16 protein-coding genes and 1 tRNA gene are annotated in these 21,543 nt (G+C 70.4%); 6 read left to right on the forward strand and 11 right to left on the reverse strand.

The annotated features are described in order from the left end of the window. Positions 1 to 214: 214 nt before the first annotated feature. From LZ005_RS09265 to LZ005_RS09285, 5 genes are all read right to left on the reverse strand, one after another. Positions 215 to 652, reverse strand: coding sequence for an SH3 domain-containing protein (locus LZ005_RS09265; RefSeq protein WP_237806955.1), 438 nt, complete (start codon positions 650 to 652; stop codon positions 215 to 217). A gap of 3 nt (positions 653 to 655) precedes the next feature. Then, positions 656 to 2,110, reverse strand: a complete 1,455-nt coding sequence (locus LZ005_RS09270; protein WP_237806957.1) for a hypothetical protein — start codon at positions 2,108 to 2,110, stop codon at positions 656 to 658. Between the two features lies 1 nt (position 2,111). Next, positions 2,112 to 4,259, reverse strand: coding sequence for an FtsW/RodA/SpoVE family cell cycle protein (locus LZ005_RS21645; RefSeq protein WP_269106632.1), 2,148 nt, complete (start codon positions 4,257 to 4,259; stop codon positions 2,112 to 2,114). Continuing rightward, positions 4,259 to 5,314, reverse strand: coding sequence for a protein kinase (locus LZ005_RS09280; protein WP_237806959.1), 1,056 nt, complete (start codon positions 5,312 to 5,314; stop codon positions 4,259 to 4,261). The genes LZ005_RS21645 and LZ005_RS09280 overlap by 1 nt, the downstream gene beginning before the upstream one ends. A gap of 140 nt (positions 5,315 to 5,454) precedes the next feature. Continuing rightward, entirely contained in the window at positions 5,455 to 5,880 is a 426-nt protein-coding gene (locus LZ005_RS09285; protein ID WP_237806962.1) for a glycine zipper 2TM domain-containing protein, read from the reverse strand. Positions 5,881 to 6,044: 164 nt separating this feature from the next. Here LZ005_RS09285 and LZ005_RS09290 point away from each other — a divergent pair, with 164 nt between their 5' ends. Continuing rightward, on the forward strand, positions 6,045 to 7,460 hold the full coding sequence (locus LZ005_RS09290; RefSeq protein WP_237806964.1) for a M20/M25/M40 family metallo-hydrolase: 1,416 nt from the start codon (positions 6,045 to 6,047) through the stop codon (positions 7,458 to 7,460). Here the strand turns inward: LZ005_RS09290 and LZ005_RS09295 are convergent. Together LZ005_RS09295 and LZ005_RS09300 are read right to left on the reverse strand one after the other, a co-directional pair. Then, positions 7,457 to 8,326 (reverse strand): MBL fold metallo-hydrolase, encoded by an 870-nt coding sequence (locus LZ005_RS09295; RefSeq protein WP_237806966.1) that lies wholly within the window; start codon positions 8,324 to 8,326, stop codon positions 7,457 to 7,459. The genes LZ005_RS09290 and LZ005_RS09295 overlap by 4 nt on opposite strands. Positions 8,327 to 8,344: 18 nt before the next feature. After that, positions 8,345 to 8,431, reverse strand: a tRNA-Leu gene (locus LZ005_RS09300). Positions 8,432 to 8,503: 72 nt separating this feature from the next. Between LZ005_RS09300 and LZ005_RS09305 the strand changes: the two genes are divergently transcribed. The 5 genes from LZ005_RS09305 (at position 8,504) to LZ005_RS09325 (ending at position 14,882) form a co-directional block, all read left to right on the forward strand. Beyond that, the gene (locus LZ005_RS09305) at positions 8,504 to 9,289 is read left to right on the forward strand and encodes a hypothetical protein (RefSeq protein WP_237806968.1); all 786 of its coding nucleotides are present in this window, start codon (positions 8,504 to 8,506) and stop codon (positions 9,287 to 9,289) included. Between the two features lie 26 nt (positions 9,290 to 9,315). Further along, positions 9,316 to 11,463: a penicillin acylase family protein gene (locus LZ005_RS09310; protein WP_237806970.1), complete on the forward strand. Its 2,148-nt coding sequence runs from the start codon at positions 9,316 to 9,318 to the stop codon at positions 11,461 to 11,463. 38 nt (positions 11,464 to 11,501) lie between these two features. Further along, complete coding sequence (locus LZ005_RS09315) at positions 11,502 to 12,053, forward strand: thymidine kinase (protein WP_237806972.1); 552 nt, start codon at positions 11,502 to 11,504, stop codon at positions 12,051 to 12,053. A gap of 34 nt (positions 12,054 to 12,087) precedes the next feature. Further along, positions 12,088 to 14,313, forward strand: a complete 2,226-nt coding sequence (locus LZ005_RS09320) for a carboxy terminal-processing peptidase (RefSeq protein ID WP_237806974.1) — start codon at positions 12,088 to 12,090, stop codon at positions 14,311 to 14,313. A gap of 116 nt (positions 14,314 to 14,429) precedes the next feature. Further along, positions 14,430 to 14,882 carry a MaoC family dehydratase gene (locus LZ005_RS09325; RefSeq protein ID WP_237806976.1) on the forward strand — a complete coding sequence of 151 codons (453 nt, stop codon included), beginning with the start codon at positions 14,430 to 14,432 and terminating at the stop codon, positions 14,880 to 14,882. Positions 14,883 to 14,885: 3 nt separating this feature from the next. Here the strand turns inward: LZ005_RS09325 and LZ005_RS09330 are convergent, their stop codons facing one another. The 4 genes from LZ005_RS09330 to LZ005_RS09345 all read right to left on the reverse strand — a co-directional run bounded on the left by LZ005_RS09330 (position 14,886) and on the right by LZ005_RS09345 (position 21,509). Then, positions 14,886 to 15,782 carry a ribose-phosphate pyrophosphokinase gene (locus LZ005_RS09330; RefSeq protein WP_237806978.1) on the reverse strand — a complete coding sequence of 299 codons (897 nt, stop codon included), beginning with the start codon at positions 15,780 to 15,782 and terminating at the stop codon, positions 14,886 to 14,888. Next, positions 15,782 to 17,305, reverse strand: a complete 1,524-nt coding sequence (locus tag LZ005_RS09335; RefSeq protein ID WP_237806980.1) for a thymidine phosphorylase family protein — start codon at positions 17,303 to 17,305, stop codon at positions 15,782 to 15,784. The genes LZ005_RS09330 and LZ005_RS09335 overlap by 1 nt, the downstream gene beginning before the upstream one ends. A 68-nt stretch (positions 17,306 to 17,373) precedes the next feature. Further along, entirely contained in the window at positions 17,374 to 18,291 is a 918-nt protein-coding gene (locus tag LZ005_RS21885; protein WP_237806982.1) for a diguanylate cyclase, read from the reverse strand. After that, the gene (locus LZ005_RS09345; protein ID WP_237806984.1) at positions 18,288 to 21,509 is read right to left on the reverse strand and encodes a response regulator; all 3,222 of its coding nucleotides are present in this window, start codon (positions 21,507 to 21,509) and stop codon (positions 18,288 to 18,290) included. Before LZ005_RS09345 ends, LZ005_RS21885 begins: the two co-directional genes overlap by 4 nt. Positions 21,510 to 21,543: the final 34 nt, after the last annotated feature.

Here is a 21,543-nt window from a genome sequence, read left to right on the forward strand (position 1 = left end):
CCGAGCCTAGCACGGGCGCGCCCCGGGCCCGCGCCGGAATTGGCGGGTGTTTGGCGGCCAGTTCGGGCGATCGTGCGGGGCGCGCGCATGCTAGCGCCCGTGGCGGCGGGCCGCGCGGCGCCACGCGGCGCGGGCGGCGCGGGTGCGACCCGGGCGCGGCACTGCCGCTGCCTGCGGCCTGGCGTCCGCTGCGCGTACTGGCGAGGCGGGCGGGCTAGCGCGCCAGTTCTTCGGCGCGGCGCAGCCACAGGCTGCTGCTCCAGCCGCGCAGCGTCTGGCCGTCGACTTCGGCTTCGAGCTCGCGCCAGTCGCCCTGGCGCGCGCCGCTCAGACGCACCTCGCTGCCGGGCGGCAGTACGGCCAGCCGGACCGCCTCCACCTGGGGCGCAGCGCGCAGGTTCAGCGCCCGTTCCACGCGCAGGGCGCGCAGGCGCGCCGGCGGCGTCGCGGCCGGGGCGGTAGCCGCAGCGGCCAGCGCGGGCGCGGGCCTGGCCGCCGGGGCGCGCGGCCAGGCCGTCCACAGGCCGGCGATCAGCAGGCTCAGGCCGCCGAGCAGGGCCAGATTTGCCAGCGTTGGCCGGCGCCACCAGGCGCGCGGCGTGAACAGCCCGGCCAGCAGCAGGGCGAGGGCGGGGGCGGCCAGCCAGAGCATGGCTCAGCCCTGCGCCAGCAGCAGATACGGGCCGGCCAGCAGATGGTGGCCCCAGGGCAGGCAATACGGCGCTTCGCCCGGCGGCAGCACGGCCACCAGGCCCAGGTCAGGCCCCAGGTGGTAGAGGGCCTGCTGCGGCGCCAGACGGCGCACCAGCAGCCCGTCCGGCCCCGCCTCCAGACTGCAGGCCTGGCGCGACAGACCGAGGCGCTCGGCCTGGGCCGCATCGTCGCCCTCGAGAGTGAGCGCGCCGGCCGCCACGCGCAGGTTGCCGACGGCGCCCGCCTGGCGCCCGAACGGCAGGCGCGCGCCGCTCAGCAAGGGCAGGCTGGCGCCGCCCGCCAGCGGCAGCAGGGCCGCATAGCGGTCGCCCAGCGCCGGCGGGACGGCCAGCACGCGCAGGCTGGCGCCGCTGGGCAGCGTGCAGGCGCCGGGCAGGGTCAGCGCCTGCGCGGGCTGGTCCTTGGCCTGCAGACTGAGGGCGCCGTCGGCCGCCACCCGCAGGCACAGCGCGCCGCGGCCGCGCACCGGGCGCAGCTGGGCGTCGAGCGCCAGCGTCAGCGCGCTTGCCTGCACGGCCGGATAGGCGGCCAGGCGCGGCAGCGCCAGCGCGGCCAGCTGCAGGCTGTAGCCGGCGGCCGGCGCGAAGGTCGCTTCGGCGCCCGGCAGCGCGGCCGGGGCGGCCGCCAGCACGGTGGCGCCGGCGCGCGCCTGCCACACGCGCGCGGCCGCAGCCGGCGCGGCCGCCGGCTGCAGGCGCACCAGCAGGCGTGCCGGCAGGCTGCCGCGGCGCGCCGTCACCACATGCCAGTCGTGGGCCGGGTCGTGCGTGCAGCTGTAGCCGCTGCGCGGGCGCATCTGCAGTTCGGGCGCGCTGTCCGGCCCTTCGTTGACGATCAGTAGCGCGTCCTCGGGCGCGAACGGCCAGTCGGCCACCACATGGCTGGCCTGGGCGCGCTCGCTGCCCAGCAGGCAGAGCCGCTGTTCGGCATAGATCGGGCCGAGCGCCTGCCAGCGGCTGCCGTCGCGCGACACGCTCAGCTGATACAGCACGCTGTCCTGCGCGCCCGCCACATACACGGCGTGGCCGAAGCGCACCGCCACCTGGTCGGGCGCCAGCGCCTCGGCCTGCACCGTGTAGCGCACGCTCTCGCCGCCCAGCAGGTCGCCGAAATCCTGCTGGTGCAGGGCGCTCAGGGCGGCCGCCAGTTCGCGTGCGCGCGCGCCGCGCTGCAGATGGCGGTCGTCTTCCACGGCTTCGTGCGGCAGGCCGACGCAGATATGGGTGAAGCAGCGCGTGGCCTGGCGCCCGCGCGTCTCGCGCGGACAGCGCTCGAGCAGCTCGCGCAGCAGCGGGCGCCGCTGGAACAGGGCCAGACCGGGCGCCTGCCACAGGGCCTCGGCGCTGAATACGTCGGGCACTTTGCCCAGGACTTCGTGTTGGACATAGGTCGGCATCTCAGGTCTCCTCGCAGGTGATGGCAGCCAGGCCTAGCAGGGGGAGCAGGAAAAACAGCAGATGGCTGCCGCCGGCCGACAGGGCCGACATCGGCTGCCCCATGATCGGCAGGATCGCCAGATTGGTGCCCCAGGACAGCAGGAAGTGCCCGCCCAGGAAGGCGGCGCCGCCGGCCAGCGCAAAGCCGAGAAAATGGGCGCGCCAGCGCGCCGCATGGGCGCTGGCCACGCGCGCGCGCGCCTGCGCGGCCAGGCTGGCGCCGGCCAGGGCCGCCAGCAGCGCCGCCTGGGCGCCCCACAGCAGCAGGGCGGCCAGCAGGCCGTGGCGGTGGATCAGGAAGGACGGCGCGAAATCGTCCTGCACGGCCGGAATCGCCAGCGCCTGCGGGGCCGGCGCCGCCAGCGCCGTCAGGCCGAGGCGGCCGTCGTGGCCGAACCAGCCGCCGGCCGCCAGCGCCTGCCCGGCCAGCAGCAGCTGGCGGCCCGTGTGCGGATGCGCGGCCGGGGCCAGCCACAACTGAAAGCGCGCCCCGTAAAAGCGCAGCTGGCCGAACCACTGGCCGTCGGCCTTGAGGGCGCCCAGCGCGGCGCCGGCGCCCAGCACCAGCAGCAGCACGGCGGCGACGGCGCGGCGCCGCCCCTGGGCCAGCAGCCAGGCCAGCAGCAGGCCGCCGGCCCACAGGGCCAGCAGCACCAGCGGCGAAAAATCGTCGACTTCGACCAGGGCCAGCGCCACCAGGGCCGCGCACACGGCCACCGGGGCCGCATATGGCAGCAGGCGGCGCCAGCCGCTGGCCGGCTGGCGCGCCTGGGCCAGCGCCAGACAGTGGGCGGCCAGCGCGCACAGGGCCAGCTTGGCAAACTCCACCGGCTGCAGGCCGAACACCCCGGTTTCGTCGCCCCACAGTACCTGCAGCAGCAGGGCCGCCAGCGCCAGCGCCGCCAGCGCGGCCAGCACCGGCTCGGCCACGCGCGGCAGCGGCGGGCGCGCCCGCCACAGGGCGCGCGCCCACACGCTGGCGCCGGCCCCCAGGGCCAGCAGTGCGCTGCTGCGTTCGTAGTAGCGCAGCCCGGCGCTGTCGCTCGCGGCCAGACCCAGCTGCAATTGCAGCAGCAGGCCGACGGCCAGCAGCACGGCCGCCGCCGGGGCCGCCCGGCCCGGGCTGCGCGCGATGGCCAGCAGGGCCGCCGCGTTCAGCAGCCACAGCAGCGCCGCCCCCGGCGCCTGGCCGGCGCTTTGCAGCAGCAGCGCGGCCAGCCCGGCCAGGCTCAGGCAAGCGGCCAGCAGCAGCGCGCGCGGCGCCCGTCCGAGCGCCAGCAGCGGCAGCGCCACCAGCAGCAGCCAGGGCGCGGGCGCCAGCGCCCACAGCGGGCGCGCGCGCCACTGCCAGTCGAGCGCCGGCAGGGGCGCCGGCGCCGCCTGCGGATTGAGCAGCACATGCCCGCTCGGCAGCAGGCGCAGCTGATCGGCGTCCAGCTGCACGGTGAACTGGGTGGCCCCGATGCGCAGGCTGCGCAGCCCGGCCAGCGGCTGCGCGTGCGGCGCCACGCCAAGCAGGCGAAAGCCGTCCGTGCCGCGCGCGATGCGCGCGTTCACGGGCGCCGCCACGCGCTGGCCGCAGTCGACATAGCCGCCCAGCTGGACGGCGCGGGCGCCGGCCAGCGGCAGCCAGCGCGCCGCCTGCGCGCGCAGGCGCTCGTTCCAGCCCGCGTCCGGGCAAGGCCCCTGCCACACGCCGTCGCGCCACAGCGTCGCGCCGTCAAAGCGCCAGGCGTGGGCGCCGAGGCGAAACGCCAGCCGCTCCGGCTGCACGGCGCTCACCGCCAGCGTCTGCTCACCCAGCAGGACGCGCTCGCCCGCCTGCAGCAGCCTGCTGTCGAGCCGCCAGTGCTGCTGGCCATCGCCGGCTTCGACCGCGCGCCCGCCGAGCGGGCGCAGCCACCAGGCGCCATCGGCCGCGCGCCCCAGCAGCAGATGCTGGGCGCCGGCCTGGGGCGCGCCCAGTTCGGCCCGCCCCAGCGCCAGACTGGCGCCCGGCGCCAGCCGGAGCGTGACGCTGGCCAGCTGCCAGCGCGTCCCGGCCTGCCACAGGGCCAGGGCCTGCAGCCCCAGCAGGGCAGCCACGAGCACGGCGGCCAGGCGCCGCATCAGCGCGCCCCGGCGCGCGCCAGCACGCCCAGCCGCGCCAGCCAGCCGCCCACGGCCGGCGTCTGGCGGCGCGGCGCCAGGGCCAGGGCCGTGCGCAGCGCCAGCAGCTGACGCCCGATCGCCAGCGCATGCGGCGGGCGCGCCGCCGGCGCCGCCGCCAGCAAGGCACGCAGCAGCTGCTCGGCCACCTGCACCGCCGCGCGCGGCGCGGCGCAGTCCTCCTCCTGTTCCAGGGCGCGCGTCAGACGCTGGCGGAACAGGGCCGCCTCATCCTCGCGCAAGGTCGGCGGCAGCGCCCCGCCATGCTGGGCGCGCAGGGCCGCGCCCGGATCGTCGGGCCGGGCGCGCCAGGCCGCCGCGCAGGCCGCCCCAAAGCGCAGCGGCTGCCCGCCCGTGACCAGGTAGTAGAACAGCGCGCCGAAGGCAAAATAGTCGGTGCGCGCATCGGTGTGATAGACGTCCGGCGCGAGCGCCAGCAGCTGTTCGGGCGCCTGCCAGTGCGGCGTGCCCGCATAGCTGTGCAGGCGCACCGCCTGCGGCCGGTTGGTGCCGAAGTCACTGAGCTTGACCTGGCCGCTGCCCAGGTCGAGCAGCACATTGGCCGGCTTCAGATCGAGGTGGCGCCAGCCATGGTGATGGATGCGTTCCAGGGCCTGATTGATCTGCCCGAGCCAGGCCAGCAGCTGACGCGGCGCCGGCGTGCAGCCCAGGCTGCGCAGCAGGCGCGTATGGCGCGCCAGATCGGTGTCGAGCAGTTCCAGCGCCAGGGCCGGCAGGCCATCGATGCTGCCGCTGTCGAGCAGGCGCACCAGATGGCGCCCGTCCCACGGGTCGAGCCCACCGAGAAAGCGCGCCTCATTGCGCGCCGCGGCCACCCAGTGGCGGCGCACGGCCGGTGGCGCCGCCGCCAGCGCGCGCGCCTGCAGCAGCTTGAGCGCGACCGCCCCGTGCGGCCCCTGGGCGCGCCACACTTCCCCGAACTGCGCCTGGGCCAGCACGCTGTCGAGCGTATAGCGGCCCAGACCAAGACAAACGACATCGCCCTTGCAGTACATACCAGGCCCCCCGAGTTCCGATGGCCAGGCCTAGCCGGGGGCGCCAGAAAAAAAATGGGGTCTGACCCCATTTTTTCTCAAAAAAAAACGCCGGGCGGCGTGTCGGCGCCGCCCGGCGTAAGGCTGCTTGCTCGAGACCTTCAGCGTTCCCAGTGATGGTGGTGGTGGTGGCCACGGCGTTCGACCACGACCACCGGCGGGCCGTAGTAGCGCACCGGCTCGCGGTAGACGACCACCGGCGGCGGCGGCGCGTAGTAGCGCGTTTCGACATAGGTGACCGGCGGGGGCGGCGGCGCCACATAGCGCGTTTCGACAAAGGTGGTTGGCGCATAGCCGCCACGGTAGCCGCCGCGGTAGTAGCCGTCGTCGCGGCTGCTGCTGGCCCCGATGGCGGCGCCGATCACGGCGCCGGCCGCGGTGGCGTCACGGCCGCCGGTGGCGTGGCCAATGGCAGCGCCGATCACGGCGCCGGTCAGGGTGTTGAGGCCGCGGTCGTCGGCCAGCGCCGACGAGGAGGCGGTCAGCGCGGCCAGCGTGAGGGCGGTGAGGGCGGTTTTCGTCAGCATGGCATCGGTCCTTTCTGTGTGGCTGATGGCTTCACTCTAGCCAAGGACGGGCGCACGATCCACCACCTTTAACACAAACTTACAAGTGTTGCGATTGCCTGCCGGCTGCGCACCGCGCGCGATTGTTGTATTGTCATGCCTTCTTTATTTACCGAAGGATTTGCATGTCACGCCTTGCCCTGGCCAGCCTGCTGGCCGTCCTGATGGCGCCGGCCATCGCCGCTCCGGCCAACGACGCCGCCACCCTGAACCGCGTGCGCGACCACGCCATGCAGAGCGATTGGGCCTACCAGCGCCTCGAGGACCTGACCGACCTGGTCGGCCCGCGTCTGTCCGGCTCGGCCGGCGCCGCCGCCGCCGTCGAACAGGTGGCGGCCACCCTGCGCGCGCTCGGCGCCCGCGTGACCCTGCAGCCGGTCAAGGTGCCGCACTGGGTGCGCGGCGAGGAGAAGGCCGAACTGGTCGAGTATGTGGGCCGTCCGGCCGGCCTGAGCCAGCGCGTGGCCCTGACCGCCCTGGGCGGCTCGGGCGCGACCCCGGCCGCCGGCCTGACCGCGGCGCTGCTGGTGCTGAATAATTTCGACGAACTGGAAGCGCGCAAGGCCGAGGTCAAAGGGCGCATCGTGCTGTTCAATGTGCCCTTCGACCAATGGCAGGCCGAGCGCGGCCTGGCCGGTCCCGCCTACGGGCATGGCGCCGGCTACCGCTTCATGGGCCCGCGCCGCGCGGCCGAACTGGGCGCCGCCGCGGCCCTGGTACGCTCGGTCGGCGGCGCCGATTTCCGCCTGCCGCACACGGGCGCCACCGGCCTCGCGCCCGAGCAGCGCATCCCGGCCGCTGCCGTCAGTACCGAAGACGCGCTGCTGATGGCACGCCTGGCGCGCCGCGGTCCGCTGGCCATGCACCTGACCCTGACTCCGCAGACCCTGCCCGACGCCGACAGCTTCAATGTGATCGCCGACTGGCCCGGCACCGACAAGGCCGACGAAGTGGTGCTGGTCTCGGGCCACCTCGATTCCTGGGACCTGGGCACCGGCGCGCATGACGACGGCACCGGCATCGCCGGCGCCCTCGGCGTGCTGCACACGCTGCGCGAACTGGGCCTGCACGGACGCCGCACGATCCGCATGGTGGCCTGGATGAATGAGGAGAACGGCGGGCGCGGCGCCCAGGCCTACCAGACGGCCTTCGGCGCCCAGATGGGCAAGCATGTCGGCGCGATCGAGTCGGACGGCGGCGGCGGCCACCCGTTCGGCCTGATGGCGAGCGTGTCGGCGCGCGCCGAGAAGCTGTTCAAGCCGCTGCAGGCGGCGCTGCAGCCGATCGGCGCCGGCGTGTTCCGCCGCGAGGAGCGGCTGCAGACGGGCGACCTGCACCTGATGGAAGACGCGGGCGTGCCGAGCTTCGAACCGCTGATCGACACCTCGACCTACTTCCACTACCACCACACGGCGGCCGACACCTTCGACAAGGTCTCGCCCGACGCCCTGCGCCGCCACGTGGCCGTGATGGCCTCGCTGGCCTGGTTCATGGCGAATATGGACGAGACGCCGGGCCGGGTGCCGGCGCTGGCCGATTAAATCGCGTTCAGGGGGATGCGCAGATAGCGCACCCCATTGTCCTCGGGCGCCGGCAGATGGCCGGCCTTGATATTGACCTGAATCGCCGGCAGCATCAGCACCGGCATCGCCAAGGTGGCGTCGCGCGCGCGCCGCATCGCCACGAAGGCTGATTCGCTGACGCCATCGTGCATGTGGATGTTGCGGGCGCGCTGCTCGGCCACCGTGGTCTCCCAGGTCGCCTCGCGTCCGGGCGGCGGATAGTCGTGGCACAGGAACAGGCGCGTCTGCGGCGGCAGCGCCAGCAGCCGGCGCGCCGACTGGAACAGCTGCTCGGCGCAGCCACCCGGGAAGTCGCAGCGGCCCGAGCCCACATCCGGCATGAACATGGTGTCGCCGACGAACACGGCGTCGCCCACCTGGTAGGCGATATCGGCCGGCGTGTGGCCCGGCACATGCCAGGCGCGCGCGCGCAGCGGCCCGATGTCGAATTCCTCGTCGGCGGCGAACAGCTTGTCGAAGTCGGCGCCGGTGCTGTGGGCCGGGTCGTGGTCGTTGAAGATCGCGTTGAACACCTTCTGCACGCCGCGGATTTCGGCGCCGATGCCGATCTGCCCGCCCAGCTTCTCCTTCAGATAGGAGGCGGCCGACAGGTGGTCGGCGTGGGCGTGGGTCTCGAGCAGCCACTGCACGCTGAGCGCATTGGCGCGCACGAAATCGATGATGGCGTCGGCCGAATGGGTCGCCGTGCGGCCCGATTTGGGATCGTAGTCGAGCACCGAATCGATGATCGCGCAGGCGCTGCCGGGCGCCGCGTAGACGACGTAGCTGATGGTGGAGGTGGCGGGGTCGAAGAAGCCTTTGACCTGCGGGGAGCTGTTATGCATGGTATCGCCCTGGTTGAATGGTGCCCGGAGCCGGGATCGAACCGGCACGCCCTTGCGAGCACGAGATTTTAAGTCTCGGGTGTCTACCAGTTTCACCATCCGGGCAGCGGCCGAGATTCTAGCACATGGCCCTGCGCACTTGGTGTAGGATGCAGCCCGCAACATGCAGGAGCCGAATTGAATATCACCATCCGAGAAGATCTGCGCTCGTTCATCGAGCCGCTCACCGCCGACGAATACGCCGCCCTCGAACGCAGCCTGTTGGAAGAGGGCTGCCGCGACGCCCTCGTGCTGTGGAACGATGTGCTGGTCGATGGCCACAACCGCTACGCGATCTGCCAGAAGCACGGGATCGCCTTCCAGACCGTGCAGAACACCCGCTTCGCCAGCCTGGACGACGTGCGCCTGTGGATGATCAACAACCATCTGGGCCGGCGCAGCGTCTCCGAATTCCAGCGCGGCGTGCTGGCCCTGCGCAAGAAGGAGATCCTGGCCGCCCAGGCCACGCCCGAGCAGCCGGCGCCGCGCCTCAAGCGCAGCGACCTGGCGCGCGAGGCGCGCGTCTCGCCGGCCCTGATCGCCAGCATCGAGAAGATCGAAAAAGCCGCCACGCCCGAACTGGTCGAGGCAGTCCGCAAGGGCACCATCTCGATCAATGCCGCCGCCACCGTGGCCGCGCTGCCGCCCGCGCACCAGCAGGCGGCCGTCGCCGGCGGCCGCAAACAGCTGCAGGAAGCAGCGCGCAGCCTGCGCGCCCAGCGCCTGGCCAGCCGTCCCGCCGCCGAGCCGGCGCCGCCGCCGCCCGCGCCGGCCATGGCCGCCGCGCGCGAAGACAGCGCCAGCGCCAGCACCAGCGTGCCGTGGGAGACCGACACGCTCGACAGCCTGCGCCAGCGTATCGCCAGCCTGGAAGCCGAAAACCAGGCCCTGAAAGCCGAACTGGCCGCCCTGCGCGCGCCTTAGTCCAACGCCCCAACCGGAGACCCAGCATGCACCGACTCGCCGCCCTGATCGCCCTGGCTTTTGCCAGCACGCCCCTGCTGGCCGCCACCCCGGCCGAACTGGCCCGCTGGGAGGCGCGTGCCAAGCAGGTCGAAATCCTGCGCGACAAATGGGGCATCGCCCACATCTTCGGCAAGAGCGACGCGGACGCCGTGTTTGGCATGCTGTACGCCCAGGCCGAAGACGACTTCGCGCGCATCGAGACCAACTACATCAATGCGATGGGCCGCCTGGCCGAAGTCGAGGGCGAGGCCGAACTGTGGCGCGATCTGCGCATGAAGCTGTTCATCGACCCGAAAGCCCTGCAGGCCCAGTACGCGGCCAGCCCGGCCTGGCTGAAGAAGCTGATGCAGGGCTGGGCCGATGGCCTCAACTACTACCTGCACACCCACCCCGAGGTGAAGCCGCGCCTGCTGACCCAGTTCGAGCCCTGGATGGCCCTGAGCTTTTCGGAAGGCTCGATCGGCGGCGACATCGAGTCGGTCAGTCTGCGCCAGCTCGAAGGCCTGTACACCCAGCGCCAGCTGGCCGAGCTGGCGCAGCCGGCCCTGCCCGAGCCGGCCGGTTCGAACGGCTTTGCGATCGCGCCGCGCTGGAATGCGCACGGCCATGCGATGTTGATGATTAATCCGCACACCTCGTTCTACTTCCGCCCCGAGATCCACGTGGTCAGCCAGGAAGGCCTGAATGCCTACGGCGCCGTGACCTGGGGCCAGTTCTTCGTCTACCAGGGCTTCAATGAGCGGCTCGGCTGGATGCACACCTCGGGCGGGGCCGACGTCATCGACGAATACCTCGAGACCGTGGTCGAAAAGGACGGCAATACCTATTACCAGTACGAGGGCAAGCTGCGCCCGATGAAGGCCGTGCAGCTGAGCTTGCCCTTCAAGACGGCGACCGGCATGGCCAGCCGCACGCAGACCGTCTGGTACACCCACCACGGCCCGGTGGTGCGCGCGGCCGATGGAAAATGGGTCAGCGTGCGCCTGATGAATAATCCGCTGCCGGCCCTGCAGCAGTCCTGGCTGCGCACCAAGGCGCGCGACTACCGCAGTTTTGTGCAGGCCATGCAGCTGCGCACGAACTCCTCGAACAACACCGTGTATGCTGACCGCGACGGCAATATCGCCTACTTCCACGGCAATTTCGTGCCGCGCCGCGATCCGCGCTTCGACTGGAGCCGCCCGGTCGACGGCAGCACCCGCGCCACCGAATGGCAGGGCCTGCACAAGCTCGACGAGACCATCCACCTGTTCAATCCCGCCAGCGGCTGGCTGTTCAACACCAATAACTGGCCGTTCACGGCGGCCGGCACGGCCAGTCCGAAGCAGAGCGACTACCCGGCCTACATGGCGCCCAGCCCCGAGAATGCGCGCGGCGTGCACGCGCTGCGTCTGCTGAGCCAGCTGAAGGCCCCGCTCAGCATCGACGGCATGATCGCGCTCGCCTACGACAGCTATCTGACCGCGTTCGACCCGCTGCTGCCGCTGCTGTTCGCGGCCGCTGACGCCCAGCCCGGCAATCCGGTCGCCGCCCAGGTGGCCCTGCTGCGCGCCTGGGACCGGCGCAGCAGCCTCACTTCGAGCGCCACCTCGCTCGGCATCTACTGGCTACAGGATCTGGTCAATCGCCATGCCGACGCCGCCCGCCTGGCCGGCGTGCCCGTGCTCGATTATCTGCCGCGCCTGGCCCCGGCCGAGCTGCTGGCCGGCCTCGAGCGCGCCAGCGCCCGCCTGCAGACCGACTTTGGCAGCTGGCAGACACCGTGGGGCGAGATCAACCGCTTCCAGCGCCTGAGCGGCGAGGTGCAGCAGCGCTACGACGACAATCAGCCGAGCCTGCCGGTGCCGATGGCCTCCGGTAACTGGGGCGCGCTGGCCTCGTTCGGCATGCGCGCCAAGCAGACGACCAAGCGCATCTACGGCGACTACGGCAACAGCTTCGTCGCCGTGGTCGAATTCGGGCCGCGCATCCAGGCCAAGAGCCTGCTGGCCGGCGGCGTCAGCGGCAATCCGGCCTCGCCCCACTTCAACGACCAGGCCCAGGCCTATACGGAAGGGCGCTTCAAGGACGTGCTGTTCTACCGCGAAGACATCGAAAAACAGCTCGAGCGCAAATACCGGCCGGGCCAGTAAGTACGGGCTATAATCAGCGCCAGTTTAGAGGGAGCACCGTGGCAAAATTGTATTTTCGCTATTCGGCCATGAACGCCGGGAAGTCCACCGCCTTGCTGCAGGTGGCCCACAATTACGAAGAGCAGGGCCAGAGCGTGCGCCTGTTCACCGCCGCCATCGACGACCGCTACGGCGTAGGCCGCATCACCTCGCGCCTGGGCCCGCAGCGCGACGTCGAAATCTTCCAGCGCGACACCAATTTCCTCGAGGCCGTCGACAAGGTCGGCTGCGTGCTCGTCGATGAAGCCCAGTTCCTGACCCCGGCCCAGGTCCAGCAGCTGCACCGCCTGGCCCAGACGCGCGGCGTGCCTGTGATCTGCTACGGCCTGCGCACGGACTTTCGCGGCGAACCCTTCCCCGGCTCGATCTACCTGCTGGGCCTGGCCGACGACATCGAAGAAATCAAGAACATTTGCAGCTGCGGCAAGAAGGCGACGATGAATATCCGCGTCGACCCGAACGGAGAACGCATCCGGGAAGGGGAGCAGGTCAGCATCGGCGGCAATGAAAGCTACCGCCAGGCGTGCGGACGCTGCTTTTATCAGGGATAAGCTAGAATAGCCTGAGCAGTCTGAGGAGACAGGAATGAAGAAACAGTTGTTGGTGATTGGCCTGAGCCTGACCCTGGCCGTGCAGGGCGCCTATGCGCGCCAGGCCGATAAACTCGGGGAGCAGCTCAAACCTGTCCCGACCCAGGCCTCGGCCGCCTTGCTGGCTTCGCGCTGGCTGGCCAAATACCATTACAAGCCGGTCGCGCTCGACGATGCGATGTCGGAAAAGATTTTCGACCGCTATCTGAAATCGCTCGACCCCGAAAAGATGTACCTGACCCAACAGGACATCGACCAGTTCGCCGTCTCGCGCACCAAGCTCGACGACGCGATCAATAACGAAAACCTGCAGATGCCCTTCGCCATCTACGGCGTCTATCTGCAGCGCATCAATGAGCGCATGAGCTTTGCGCGCGAACTCCTCAAAGGCAAGTTCGACTTCAGCAGCGACGAAGGCCTGCAGCTCGACCGCGAGAAAGCCGCCTGGGCCAAGAACGACGAGGAAGCGCGCGATCTGTGGCGCCGCCGCGTGAAGAACGACTGGCTGCGCCTGAAGCTGGCCGGCAAGGAAGAAAAAGCCATCCGCGAAACGCTCGACAAGCGCTACGAAGGCACCCAGACACGCCTGAAAAAGGTCACCAGTGAAGACGTCTTCCAGACCTTCATGAACGCCTACGCGATGTCGATCGAGCCGCACACCAACTACTTCGACCCGCGCACGGCCGAAGACTTCGACATCCGCATGCGCCTGTCGCTGGAAGGTATCGGCGCCGTGCTGCAGACGCGCGAAGACTACACGGTGATCCGCGAAATCGTGCCGGGCAGCCCGGCCGGCCTGTCGGGCAAGCTCAAGGTCGGCGACCGCATCACGGCCGTGGCCCAGGGCGAGAACGGCAACTTCCAGGACATCCTCGGCTGGCGCATCGACGAAGTCGTGCAGCTGGTGCGCGGCCCCAAAGATTCGACCGTGCGCCTCGACGTGCTGCCGGCCGACGCCGGTCCCGACGGCAAGCACGTGGTCGTCAACCTGGTGCGCAAGAAAATCAACATGGAAGAGCAGGCCGCCAAGAAGGCCATCTTCGAAGTCAAGGACAATGGCACGCGCCGCCGCATCGGCGTGATCACCTTGCCCACCTTCTACCAGGACTTCGAAGCCTGGCGGCGTGGCGACAAAGACTACCGCTCGGCCACGCGCGATGTGGCCAAGCTGCTCGGCGAACTGAAGAAGGACAAGGTCGACTCCGTCCTGATCGACCTGCGCGACAACGGCGGCGGCTCGCTGCCCGAGGCGGTCGAGCTGACCGGCCTGTTCATCGACAAGGGCCCGGTCGTGCAGCAGCGCAGTTCGGACGGCCGCATCCGCGTCGAAAGCGACACCAACCCCGGCCTGGCCTGGGACGGCCCGCTGGGCGTGCTGATCAACCGCGGTTCGGCCTCGGCCTCCGAGATTTTCGCCGCCGCCATCCAGGACTACGGGCGCGGCCTGATCATCGGCGAGCCCAGCTTCGGCAAAGGCACGGTCCAGACCATCGTCAACCTCGACCGTTTCGCGCCGAGCGACAAAATCAAATACGGCGAGCTCAAGCTGACGGTCGCGCAGTTCTTCCGCATCAATGGCGGCACCACCCAGCTCAAGGGCGTCAGCCCCGACATCAAGCTGCCGCAGCTGTCCGATCCCGAACTGTTCGGCGAGGCCGCGTATGACAACGCCTTGCCCTACACGATGGTCAAGCCCGCCTTCTACACGCCGGCCGGCGACCTCAAAGAGCTGTTCGGCCCGCTGCAGCACCGCAGCGAGGCGCGCGTGGCCAAGGACAAGGACTTCAAGGCCCTGGCCGAGGACATCAACGAGGTCAAGCGCATCCGCAAGGAGAACTGGCTGTCGCTCAACGAAAGCATCCGCCGCAAGGAGCGCGACCAGCAGGAAGCGCGGGCCAAGGCGCGCGAGGCGCGTCTGGCCAGCCACAATCCGGCGCTGGACGAGGTGGTGCTGGTCCAGGAGGGCAACAAGCTGGTGCAACCCGAGAAGCCGGGCGACAAAGCCAAGGCCGTGCGTGGCGCGATGCGCACCGACGACGGCCTGGTCGGTGGCGAGCGCAGCCTGCAAGCCGAGCTGGCCGCCGAAAAAGCCGCCAAGAACGCCAAGGACCCGATCCTGGGCGAGGCCGTGCACGTGCTGGCCGACGAGGTCAGCATCCTGCGCACCGACAGCCGCCTGGCCAGTCGCGTGATGCCCTACCTGCCCAAACCGGGCAATTAAGCGAAAAAAACCGGGGCCCGACCCCGGTTTTTTATTTGTGGAAAAATCGGGGTCAGACCCCATTTATCTTTGTAGAAAAATTGGGGTCAGACCCCGAATTTCTGTTTGCTAAGAATATGCGAGAAATTGCTTCCCTTGAGGCCCTGCGTGGCCTGGTCGGCGCGGATGTGGCCGTGACGGACTGGATGGAAATCACCCAGCAGCGCGTGAACAGTTTTGCCGATGCCACCGATGACCATCAGTGGATCCATGTCGATCCGGAACGCTGCCGCCGCGAGTCGCCGTTCGGCGGGCCGATCGCGCATGGCTTTCTGACCTTGTCGCTGCTGCCGGCCATGCTCGAGCGCTCCGTGCACCTGAGCTTTCCGCGCATGATCATCAACTACGGCGTGAACAAGGTGCGCTTTCCGGCCCCGGTGCCGGTCGGCAGCCGCGTGCGCGGCATCCTGCACCTGCAGTCGCTCGAAGACGTGGAGCAGGGCGCCCAGCTGGTCTGGCGCGTCACCATCGAGGACGAGGCCGAGACCAAGCCGGTGTGCGTGGCCGAGCTGGTGATCCGCCTGCTGTAAGCCTCAGCCCAGGCGCGCGTGCAGCGTGCGGATGCCCGCGGCCAGCGGCGCCGACAGGTCGATCGCATTGCTCGGATGCGCAATCGTATTGCAGCTGACGATGCGGCTGACACCCGCGGCCTGCAGATCGGCATAGGCGCTGCCGGCAAACACCGGATGCACGGCGATGCACACGGGCGCGGCCAGTCCGGCCGCCGTGATATGCCCGGCCGCCGCGATCATCGTGCGCGCGGTCGAGGCGATGTCGTCCACCAGCACGGTCGTGAAGCCCTGCCAGTGCGCGGTGTCCGGCACCGACACTTCCACATCGTGGTCGCCATGGCGGGTCTTGGTCAGCACCGTCACCGCGCAGCCGGCGTCGCGCGCCACTTCGGCCGCCCATTGTTCGCTCTCGCCGTCCGGCCCGACGATGACCGGCTGGCGCAGCTCGCGCGCGATCCAGGCCGAGATGCTCGGCGCCGCTTTCACCACCAGGGTCGGAATCGTGTAGATCTCGTCCAGCGTGGCATGGCGGTGCAGGTGCGGGTCGATCGTCACCATCCAGTCCACGGCACCTGACAGCAGGCGCGCGAAATGGCCGGAGGTGATGCCTTCGCCCGGCTTGAACACGGCGTCCTGGCGCATGTAGGCGAGATAGGGCGCGACCAGACCGACGCGGGTGGCGCCGTTTTCGCGCGCGATGCCGGCCGCCAGCACCAGGCTGATGGCCTTGTCGTCGGGGCGGTCGAGCGTACAGACCAGCACCACCTCGCGCCCGCGCACCGCATCGGCAAAGCGCAGATAGCTCTCGCCATCGGGGAAGCGGCGCGTTTCGAGCGCGCCCGTGTCCCAGCCCAGTTGTTCGGCCAGGCGCGCGCACATGGTTTCATTGCCCGGCAGGGCAAACAGCATCGGTGTCATCAGAACTCCTTCTCGACCAGCACCACATCGGGCTGGGACTCGGCGTAGTCGCGCGCATAGGCCAGTTCGCCCGGCGACTCGGCGTGGATCGTGTAGATCGGATCGCCCTTGTTGAAATGCCCGCCCGAGGCGCCGTGCAGCAGGATGCCGGCGGCCGGCGCGCGCGGGGCCCCGGCCAGCTTGGCGATGCGCGCCAGGCGGCGGTTGTCGAAGGCGACGATGCGGCAGCGCGCCTTGGCCAGAATCGGATAGGTGTGGGGCGCGCGCGGCGGTTCGCGCATGCCGCCCTGGGCCGCACAGATGGCCTGGAATTTGCGCCAGGCCGTGCCGCTGGTCAGCGCCTGGCGCGCCTGGGTCAGGGCCGCCTCGGGTGTGATCCCGAGCCCCATTTCGAGAATCCGCGCCGACAGCAGCAGGGCGCGCTGGCGCAGATCGTCGGGCGCGTGCGGCGCGTTCTGCAGCACGGCCAGCACGTCATAGGCCTCAAGCGCGGGACCGATGCCGCGCCCGACCGGCTGCGAACCGTCGGTAAACAGGGTGCGCACTTCGAGGCCGATCGCCTGGCCGACGCTGCATAGGATATTCGTCAGGCGCTGGGCCGCATCGAGCGAGCGCACCTTGGCCGTGGGGCCGACCGGAATATCGATCAGCACGTGGGTGGAGCCGGCCGCCAGCTTCTTCGACAGCACCGAGGCCACCAGCTGGCCATCGCTGTCCAGGTCGAGCGGACGTTCGATGCGGATCAGCAGATCGTCGGCCGGGCTCAGATTGACCGCGCCGCCCCAGGCGATGCAGCCGCCTTCGGCCGCCACCACGGCGCGCATGCGCGCCAGATCGAGCATGACCGGGGCCAGGGTCTCCATCGTATCGGCGGTGCCGGCCGGCGAAGTGATCGCGCGCGACGAGGTCTTCGGAATCGTCAGGCCGCAGGCCGCCACGATCGGCACCACCAGCAGCGTGGTGCGGTTGCCGGGCAGGCCGCCGACGCAGTGCTTGTCGACGATGACCTCCTTGCCCCAATCGAGGCGCGCGCCCGATTCGACCATCGCGCGCGTCAGCGCCGTGATCTCGTCCAGGTCCATGCGGTTGCCGGCGCAGGCCGTGAGGAAGGCGGCGATTTCGATGTCCGAGTAGTTACCGGCGACGATGTCGCGCATGATGTCGCGCGCCGCGTCGAGCGTCAGCGCATGGCCATACAGCTTGGCGCGCACCTGCGAGAAGGACTGCAGCGGCAGCGGGTGCGCCAGGCTGACTTCCTCGCCGTCGGCGGCGCCGAGCACGCGCCAGGCGGCTTCCGACAGGCCGATTTCCTCGGTCTCGACCAGGCCATTGCTGACCACATTCAGGGTGGCGATCACGCGCCGCTCGCCGAACGTGACTTCGATGCGCGAGTGGGCTTCAAAGCCCTCCGAGCGGCACACATGGCAGTCGCGCCGCATGTAGATCACGGGTTCGTGATAGGTGTCGATGTGCAGGCGCTTGACGCGCATGATGCTGGCGCCGCGCTCGGTCGTTGTTTGCATGGTATTCCTCCTGAGCGCGAGGATAGCGGCTTATTCCAGGCTCAGCAATGAGCACGCGTGCGGCGTGCTTACAGCGGCAGGCAGCAGCGGTTGCGGCCCAGCGATTTGGCCTGATACAGCAGGGCGTCGGCGGTCTTCAGCAGCGAGTCCAGATGGGCGCCGTCGGCCGGGCGCAGGGCCGCCACGCCCAGGCTCAGGGTGACGCTCGGCGCGGTGCTCGAACGGGCATGCGGAATGGCCAGCAGTTCGATCTCGGCCAGCAGCTTGTTGGCCACCACTTCGGCGCCGCGCACATCGAGCATCGGCAGCAGAATCGCGAATTCCTCGCCGCCGTAGCGCGCCACCAGATCCTGCGGGCGCGCGGCGGCGCGGCGCATGGCGCTGGCCACAGCCTGCAGACAGGCGTCGCCGGCCTGGTGGCCGTATTCGTCGTTGTACAGCTTGAAGTGGTCGATGTCGGCCAGGATCAGGGCGATCGGCTCGCCCATGCGTGCGCAGCGCCGCCATTCGCTGTCGATGGTCTCGTCCAGGCAGCGCCGGTTGGCCACGCCGGTCAGGCTGTCGGTCATGGTCAGCGCGCGCAGGATGTCGCTCTGGCGCTTGATGGTCAGGTGGGTGCGCACGCGCGCGCGCACCACGGCCGCATTCACCGGCTTGGTGATGAAGTCGGCGGCGCCGGCTTCGAGCGCGCGCGTCTCGTCCTCGGTCGCATTGAGCACAGTGACAAAGATGACGGGGATGTCGCGCGTGGCGTCCGAGGCGCGCAGGGCGGTGCAGACGGCATAGCCATCCATGCCCGGCATCATGGCGTCGAGCAGGATCAGGTCGGGCTTCTGGGCGCGCGCGATCTCGATGGCTTTTTCGCCGCTCATGGCGAACAGGGTCTCGTGCTCGCTTTGCAGCGCCTGGTGAAGCACCTGGATATTCTCCATCGCGTCGTCGACGATGAGAATGCGGCCATTGCGGGCAAGGTCGGTCCAGCTCACACGCTTTCCTTTCGGTTCAGGAGGTCCTCGACCAAGGCCGCTGCCGCCGGAAAGCGCAGCGTGTCGATGGCCTCGGCGATCGCCAGGACGTCCTGGTCCGTATGCTCGGCTGCCAGCGCGGGGCGCAGGGCGGCGAAGACGGCGATCGCTTTCAAGTTACTATTTTGCAACAAATTAGACAATTTGACCAGTTCTTCATGCAGGTCCTGTGGCGCCGCCGCCGCTGGCCCGAGCGGCTCCGGGCCCAGTCTGGATGCGGCTTCCAGCACGGGCGCCAGGGCCGCGTCGAGGGCCGCCAGCGGCTCGGCCCAGGCCTGCGCTGTCTGGCCGCGCAGGCAGTCTTCGAGGGCGCGCGCACGCAGCGCCACCTCGCTCGCGCCCAGATTGGCGGCCACGCCGCGCAGCCGGTGCAGGGCCTGCAGCGCGCACTCCTGCTCGCCGTGCAGCAGCAGGCCGCGCACGCTGGCGGTGGTGCTGCCATTGGCGGCGCCGAAGCGGCGCAGCAGGCGGCGCAGGATGTCGACATCGCCGCCGAAGCGCGGCAGCGCGGCGGCCACGTCGATGCCGGGCAGGGCGGGCAGGTGGGCCACGGGCGCGCCGGGTACGGCCGGCGCCGCCGCCGCGACCTGGGCCTGCAGCACCCGCTGGATGGCGTTGACCAGATCGTCGACTTCGATCGGCTTGGCGATGTGCTCATTCATGCCGGCGGCGCGCGCCCGCTCGCGGTCGTCGGCCTGCACATTGGCCGTCATGGCCACGATCGGCACGGCCAGTCCGCGCGCGCGGATCGCTTGGGCCGCCTCGTAGCCGTTCATCTGCGGCATCTGGATATCCATCAGCACCACGTCGTAGTGGCGCGGCGCGCGCCCCAGCATGGCGAGCGCCTCGCCGCCATGGCGGGCCAGATCGACCGCGGCGCCGGCATGCAGCAGGATGTAGCTGGCCACTTCCTGGTTGATCTCATTGTCCTCGACCAGCAGCACGCGCAGGCCCTGCAGGCGCCCGGCCAACGGGGCCGGCACCGGCGGCGCCGGTTCTTCCTCGCCATCGAGCAGCGCCAGCAGACCGACGCGCAGGGCCGAGGGCGTGAGCGGCTTGGCGAACACGGCCTCGATCGCCAGCTCGGGCGCCAGCGCTTCCAGCCGCGCGCGCGTCTGTTCGGCTGCCATCAGGGCCACCGGCAGATGGCGCGCGCCTGCTTCGGCGCGCAGCAGGGCCAGGGTGGCGATGCCGTCCAGGTCCGGCATGGCGGCGTCGAGCAGCACCAGCGCGCACTGCTGGCCGGCCCGGTCGAGCGCGCGCAGCTGGGCGAGGGCGTCGGCGCCGCCGGTGGCGCTGTGCACCTGCAGGCCCAGATGGCTGGCCGCGCGCACCAGCGCCTGGCGCGCGCTGGCATTGTCGTCGACGATCAGGATGCAGTGCGGGGCCGGGCGTTGGGCCGGGCGCGCCAGCGGGTCGATCTCGAAGCAGCAGGTGAAGCGGAAGGTGGAGCCGGCGCCGACCTGGCTCGACAGCCCGAGCGTACCGCCCATCAGCTGGGCCAGATGGCGCGCGATCGCCAGCCCGAGGCCGGTGCCGCCGTAGCGCCGGCTGGTCGAACTGTCGCCCTGGGTGAAGGCGTCGAACATGCGCTCCTGCCGCTCGGGCGCGATGCCGATGCCGGTGTCCTGCACGGCGAATTCGAGCAGGGCCTGCTGGCCCGTGACCTCGAGCGCGCGCACGCTCAGCACCACTTCGCCGTGGTCGGTGAACTTGACCGCATTGCCCATCAGGTTCAGCAGCAGCTGCTCGAGCCGCATCGGGTCGCCCACCAGGCCGGGCGGCACCTCGGGCGCGACGTCGAACACCAGCTCCAGCCCCTTGGTCCAGGCATTCGCGGCCACCAGCGCGGCGGTATCGGCCAGCACCTGGTCGAGCACGAAGGCGGTGCGTTCGAGTTCGAGCTGGCCGGCTTCGATGCGCGAGAAGTCCAGCACGTCGTTGACGATGCCGAGCAGCGAATGCGCAGCCAGGCGGATCTTGGCGACGTAGCCGCGCTCGCGCCGCGCCAGCTGGCCCTCTTCGAGCAGGCGCGCCAGACCCAGAATGGCATTGAGCGGGGTGCGGATTTCGTGGCTCATATTGGCCACGAATTCGCTCTTGGCGCGGTGCGAGGCGAGCAGCGCGGCCTCGGCCTGCTTGCGCGCCGTGATGTCGCGCACCGTGGCCAGCATCTGCTGGCGGCCGTTGGCCGGAATCAGGGTCAGGCGGATGTCGGCGTCGAACTCGCTGCCGTCCAGGCGCCGGTGGCGCCATTCGAAGTGGGCGCTGCCGCTGATCTGGGCTTCGGCCATCAGAGTAGCGGCGCGGGGGGCGCTCAGTTGGCCGTCTGGCTGCGACGCCGGCGACAGGCTGAGCACCGACTGGGTGCGAAGGCAGGCCTGGTCGGGGCAGCCGAACAGCTCGAGCGCGGCCCGGTTGCCGCCTTCAAAATGCGCATCCAGGCTGGTGATCAGGTGCGCATCGCCGGCCAGTTCGTACAGGGCGCGGAACTGGTTTTCGCTTTCGGCCAGCCGCGCCGCCAGGTCTTTCTGTTCACTGATATCGACCAGCACCACATTGACCCCGGCGATGCTCTGGTCGATGCCGAAGACCGGGTAGTAGTTGACGATCCAGTGGCGCAGCCGGCCCGGTTCGGCCGGCGCCGGTACGCTCACCTCGAGGCCGGTGCGCGGCGCGCCGCTGGCCAGCACGGCACGCAGATCGCGTTCCAGCACTTCGCCATCGGGGCCGAGCACCTCGCTCAGGGTGCGTCCCAGATGCGCCTCGACGCTGTGGCCATTGATGGCGGCCAGATATGCATTGATCTTGACGAAGCGGCCCTGGTGGTCAAGGTAGGACAGGCCGACCGGCGCGCACGAGAAGATCGCTTCGAGCAGGGAGCTGGAACGCGCCAGCGCCGCCGTGCGTTCGGCCATCAGCAGTTCCAGGCTGGCCTTGTCGAAGCGGCGCGTGCCCAGGCGCGCCAGATCGGCCAGTTCGGCCACGCGCATATCGAGCAGGGCGGCGCCGCGCCAGGCCCACAGGCCGCCCGCCCCCACGGCCAGCAGGCCAAACACGGCGGCCCAGGCGGCGGGCAGAACCAGGGGCAGGAGCAAGGCGGCGCCGGCTGGCAGCAGCACGGCCAGCAGCAGGCGCTGCGCCTTGAGCGGCGCGGGGGACGTCGAGCGTTGGGGCACGCCATTCTCCAGACAGGGCGGCGGCCGGACGTGC

This window comes from Massilia sp. TS11 (genome assembly GCF_022012445.1).
Lineage (GTDB): Bacteria > Pseudomonadota > Gammaproteobacteria > Burkholderiales > Burkholderiaceae_D > Telluria.

Coding starts and splice junctions, on each gene's coding strand:
- LZ005_RS09295 (WP_237806966.1), bottom strand. CDS start 8,326: ATGCATAACAGCTCCCCGCAGGTCAAAGGCTTCTTCGACCCCGCCACC.
- LZ005_RS09310 (WP_237806970.1), top strand. CDS start 9,316: ATGCACCGACTCGCCGCCCTGATCGCCCTGGCTTTTGCCAGCACGCCC.
- LZ005_RS09280 (WP_237806959.1), bottom strand. CDS start 5,314: ATGTACTGCAAGGGCGATGTCGTTTGTCTTGGTCTGGGCCGCTATACG.
- LZ005_RS09265 (WP_237806955.1), bottom strand. CDS start 652: ATGCTCTGGCTGGCCGCCCCCGCCCTCGCCCTGCTGCTGGCCGGGCTG.
- LZ005_RS09325 (WP_237806976.1), top strand. CDS start 14,430: ATGCGAGAAATTGCTTCCCTTGAGGCCCTGCGTGGCCTGGTCGGCGCG.
- LZ005_RS09270 (WP_237806957.1), bottom strand. CDS start 2,110: ATGCCGACCTATGTCCAACACGAAGTCCTGGGCAAAGTGCCCGACGTA.
- LZ005_RS09335 (WP_237806980.1), bottom strand. CDS start 17,305: ATGCAAACAACGACCGAGCGCGGCGCCAGCATCATGCGCGTCAAGCGC.
- LZ005_RS09330 (WP_237806978.1), bottom strand. CDS start 15,782: ATGACACCGATGCTGTTTGCCCTGCCGGGCAATGAAACCATGTGCGCG.
- LZ005_RS09320 (WP_237806974.1), top strand. CDS start 12,088: ATGAAGAAACAGTTGTTGGTGATTGGCCTGAGCCTGACCCTGGCCGTG.
- LZ005_RS09285 (WP_237806962.1), bottom strand. CDS start 5,880: ATGCTGACGAAAACCGCCCTCACCGCCCTCACGCTGGCCGCGCTGACC.
- LZ005_RS21645 (WP_269106632.1), bottom strand. CDS start 4,259: ATGCGGCGCCTGGCCGCCGTGCTCGTGGCTGCCCTGCTGGGGCTGCAG.
- LZ005_RS09290 (WP_237806964.1), top strand. CDS start 6,045: ATGTCACGCCTTGCCCTGGCCAGCCTGCTGGCCGTCCTGATGGCGCCG.